This is a genomic window from Nevskia soli, assembly GCF_903970205.1.
Lineage (GTDB): Bacteria > Acidobacteriota > Terriglobia > Bryobacterales > Bryobacteraceae > Bog-113.
The window spans coordinates 1-4540 of the sequence record NZ_CAJCHS010000113.1; the positions used below are offsets into that span (position 1 = coordinate 1).

The following is a 4540-nucleotide window of genomic DNA, read 5'->3' on the forward strand; positions in this document are numbered from 1 at the left end:
GCTACCTGGAAGATCACCTCGTATAACCCGACCGCCCCCGGAACCAGATAAGACGAAACGATGTTGCCGGAATCGGATCCATCGATAATCGAATCCACCGGAGTTAGCAAGGGGTTCAGAGGGGGAACGACCAGTTGCCCGGTGATGGAATCGGTAGCGGGCGTCGTAATCCCAAGACCCGTCACGTAAACAACCACGGCTTCCCCTGGAAGCGCTGGATTGGAAGGTGTGACTAACCCGGTAGCCGCGTTGCCGCAGCAGAGGGAAGTATAGAAGGCCGTCAACGTTAGCGTGGCGCTGGAACCGGTGACAGTAGCGGAATAAGTGATGGCGGCCCCGGTTGCGCCCGGCTGCTTGGCGGTCAGGAAGATGCGGGTATATTCATTCGCGGCGGAAGCCGTAACATTGGGGTCGCTCGCATTGATCTCGTTGATGAAAGCGGTCTCTACCGTGGCCAGCGTATCCGCGGCTTGCACGGTGTAGTTATAAGCCGTCCCGTTGATTGTGATCGTGCCGACGTCACCCGCGTGGATAGTTCCGTCAACATCGACAAGCCCGGTAGCATAAGTGCTGTAGTGATAGACCAATCCGGTACGAGGTTCCGGGCCCGGTTCGGCGAAGATACCGGGGTTACCGGCGACGATAACCGTGCCGATCGTGTTGGTCGGCGACAGCGATCCGTCGGCATTTTGCCGAACCACTTCAACACTGACGCTCGAGCGGTCGGTGAAGTCAAAAGGCATCTGGGCGTTGATCTGGGTCGGTGAAACAAAGAGCAGATGCGCCGCTATTCCATCGATATAAACCATCGTGCCGGCTACCAGGAGCGGATAGCTGAAGTTCGTCCCATCCGGATTTGCGACTAATGCTCCCGCCGCGGTCCCGGTGGAGAGTCCGGTTCCGAAAATTGTGATTAAGCTGCCGGGCGCGACCTGAGTCGCGTCTGCAAGGTTGATATAGATATTCGGTTCGGGAGTAGCAACGGTAATGGCGGACGAGCTACTTACGGCGGCGCTGTAAGTGGTCGCGGTTCCGGGCGTGCCGGCGACCCTTGCGGTAAAGATGACTACCGGACTCGTTGAGTTACTGGTGTCCGCCAGCGCGATGATATTTGGGTCCTGGGCAGTTCCGGAAACGAGACCATCCACAAGGTTCGCAATCCCGGTGGCAATGGTCGACAGCGTGTCGCTGCTTGTAACCGTGTAAACGTAGTTTACGGAATCTACCGTAAGAGTAACTGTATCGCCTTTCGCCGGCGTTCCGCCAAGCGTGAGACTACCTGATCCGTAGATCTGCAGACTCGCAGCGTTACGAACGGCGGTCTCGGGGAGTTGTCCATTTACCGAGAAGTCGGTTGGCGTGTAAGCGACGACTCGCAGATTGTAAGTGTCCGCAACCCATAGATTCGTCCCATCCCAGGCAAGGGCGCCGGGGGATTGCACGGAATCCGTGTTGGCTGAGGGTGAGTCGGTGAGGCCATCGGGCTCACCAAGAATCGCATCCGGGTTGCCGGTAGTAACTGTCGGCGGCGCGGTGGGGATCGTATTGTAAACCAGAATTCGATCGTTGCCGCTATCGGCCACATACAGCCGCGTCCCGTCAGAAAGCGCAAAGCGCGGGAACGAATACGTTACGGCGCATAGCGGCGGATATGTGGGGTTGTTATTACTGTCGGTTCCGTTGGAAGCGCAGAGTACGGTCGAGTTATCGTCGGTATCGCTGACGAAATCCGGCTGACCTAGAACCACATTCGCCGGCGCGTTATTGGCGGTTGGTATCCCATTCCAGATCAGGACGCGATTGTGTCCGAGATCCGCCACATAGAGATTCGTCCCGTCGGTAGTGACCGACGTGGGGCTCGCGAGGCTGGACTGCGTAGGAAGCGGAACGTCCTCGGTAACCGGCGGCGGCGGATTCACCGTCATGCTGGCCTGTCCCAGGACGGTGTTGGCGGACGCGCCATTGGAAGTTGGAACCGTGTTGTAGATTAGGACCCGGTTGTTAAAAGTGTCGGCGACATAGAGCGCGCCGTTGTAGATCCAAACGCCTTGAGGACCGGAAAGCGACGCGGCGGTAGGCGGTTCGACTGCGATGTAGTGGGTGAAGTCGGGCTGGCCGACGACGATATCGGCAGGCTGGTTAACGCCCGTTGGAAGCGTCTTCCAGATAAGGACGCGATTGTTGTTTGTATCGGCCACGGCGAGCATCGTGCCGTCGGTCGCAACCGCGGACGGCGAATAGAACGTGTTCTGCGTGGTGCCGACGTTCGCATAGACGTAATCGGTCTGTCCGAGGAGAATCGAAGGACTGCCGACGCACACCGGACAGGTGCCGTACAGCGACGCGTATTGGGCGGGAATGTTGGTTGGCGTGGGAAAACTCGACACACCCGTGTAGCCCAGGACACGGTTGTTATCGAGGGCCGCGAACATCACATTACCGTCGGCCACCCACAGCGTGTTTGCGCCGAACGCCACGCCCCCGGGGGCCCCGAGAACGTTCTGAGTGGGAGGACTTTGATACAGCTGGTAGGTGAAATTCTGCTGTCCTACAACCAATCGCGCAGCTTGGCCGGTCAAATAGGTCGGCTGGCAGAAAACGGGTGAACACGCCAAAAGAAAAGCGAAAACAGACTTCATGAATGAATGGTTTTGTCCTGTACGGAGCCTGGATTTTGGGCAGCCCCGATTATATCAATTGCTTACGAAACCATCGGTTAGGCATTCATCGGGCCATTTCGCACGCTTGCGGGAACGCAGAAAGGCGGAACACGGTCAACGCCGCGTTCCGCCTGTCTGCCTAACGGTTTTACCAACCGAAAATGTGTTACTTGGCGGTCGCTGCGGTGTCGCTTGCGGCAGCCGGCGCCGGCTTCGTGGTTTTCTTGGTCTTCTTGACTTTGGCGGTTTTGGTTTTGGCCGGAGCGCTGGTCGTCGCCGGCGCCATCGTGGTGTCGGTAGCTTGCGGCGCGGCGGCGAAGGCCGAACCGGCGATCAGGGTGAGACCGAGAATTGCTGCGTTGAGTTTGTTCATTGTGTTTTTCCTTTTCCTTGGGAAGCAGTTTGTCTGCGTTCACTACTTCAGACGTTCGGGTTTCTTAAGGGCGGGTGAAGGCACCGTTAAAAGGACACAACGTTATTGCGGAATCCCTATCGGCCCGCAGTAACCGCTCTGTCGCCGTCGCGGCTCAGTAACGGTGCTGAGTACTGTAACGTGCTGGGTCTACAGAGCCGCGCGCGTGAGCATGCGGTGTTTTGACGGCTAGCGAATGTCACTCTCCGAAACCGCCGGATTACTTCGAAAGAAGCCGCTCGGAACTAATTCGAATCCGGCGCGATGCGCAGACATGACCGGCCATTCTTCAGGGCGCGGAATGTGAGTAATCCCGACGGTGTACCACAGCACGATGTCCTCTTCGGCAATTTTCCGACGAGCCGAAGTCCAGTGCGGAAGACCGTCCGCGCCATTGCTCTGGTTGACGTAGTCGCCGGCCGCATAGCGCTGGTCCGGATCGTAACGCGTCACCCACAGCGGAGCTTCAAGAAACCCGGCGCGTTGCTTGATCGGAGACGATGGCTCGGCGTAAGAAGGCGAGCTCTCGCCAGGAATCAGCAGATATCCAACCGGCTCGCCGAGCGCGTTCCTGCGCGATGGGTTGATTACCTTCCAGTACCGGTTGGACGCCGCGTTCACCTGCCGCTTGGCATCCTGCTCGTTAGTCAGCTGCGTTTCTATCGTCTCGATCGCATTTCCATGGTTGTCTGCAGAGTTATGGTGAGCGGACCCCGTGTTTACCTCCATGACGCTGTTCTTCACGCCATCCACGTCAAGATCGAGCCGGAAGTTAAAGAAATGTTGATGGTGTACAGCGTCCAGATCGGGCGCAACGCGGTGGCCCTGAGCGTGCTCGTGACCCGCGCCGGGCGGCACTCCCTTAGTCGCCATGATCCCGGTCAGCAACACCTCCATACCGATGCGCCCGTCCTGATGAAAAACCCAGTTGAATCCGTATTCGTAAGGCGGTGCGGAGATGATAGTCGCCACCACTAACTCGCGGGCGCGCCGGGAGACAATGCCGCCGCGACTTACGTCGGAGTAACGCCAGAGTATCCCTCCATCGCGCTCATAGATTGCCGCGGCATGCGGTGATGTATAGCTATTCCCGCGTTCATCCGCGAAGACCGCATCGGCGAAAACCGCATTGGCAGGGACGTCTCGTCCCCGTTCCAGAGGTACGACGGATCGTCCGACAAAGGAATAGCCGCTGATGTCGAATGAATTCCGGAAATACCAGGCGGGGCTGGAATCCCCGTACGGCACAATCATTTCGGATAGTCCGGCTTTATATAAGATCGGCCGTACTTTGCCACCGTCTAGAAACCCTACATCGTAGATCTGCAGCCCTTCGCGCGGATGCAGCGCAAAGTGGAAGCGCCAGTTATCCCATTCGACCTCGGAGCCGCTTAGGCGGAAGCTAACGCCTTTCGGCTGGTTTGTGTCCAGAGGTTTCAGTTCCTCAGTCTTGATGTCTTCTAAAACA

Annotated in this window: 2 protein-coding genes and 1 pseudogene; all 3 read right to left on the reverse strand. The window is 57.9% G+C overall.

All coding sequences use genetic code 11. The features are described 5' to 3' along the window. Positions 1-2639 (reverse strand): hypothetical protein (locus H1Y01_RS05190; protein WP_180539206.1); only part of this gene is annotated, 2639 nt, incomplete at its 3' end. Between the two features lie 187 nt (positions 2640-2826). Next, complete coding sequence (locus H1Y01_RS05195; RefSeq protein WP_180539207.1) at positions 2827-3033, reverse strand: hypothetical protein; 207 nt, start codon at positions 3031-3033, stop codon at positions 2827-2829. 228 nt (positions 3034-3261) lie between these two features. Further along, positions 3262-4540: pseudogene (locus tag H1Y01_RS05200) on the reverse strand (primary-amine oxidase); the annotation flags it as partial.

Excerpts from the sequence above, each read along its gene's own strand:
- H1Y01_RS05195 (WP_180539207.1), bottom strand. The coding sequence starts at position 3,033 with ATGAACAAACTCAACGCAGCAATTCTCGGTCTCACCCTGATCGCCGGT.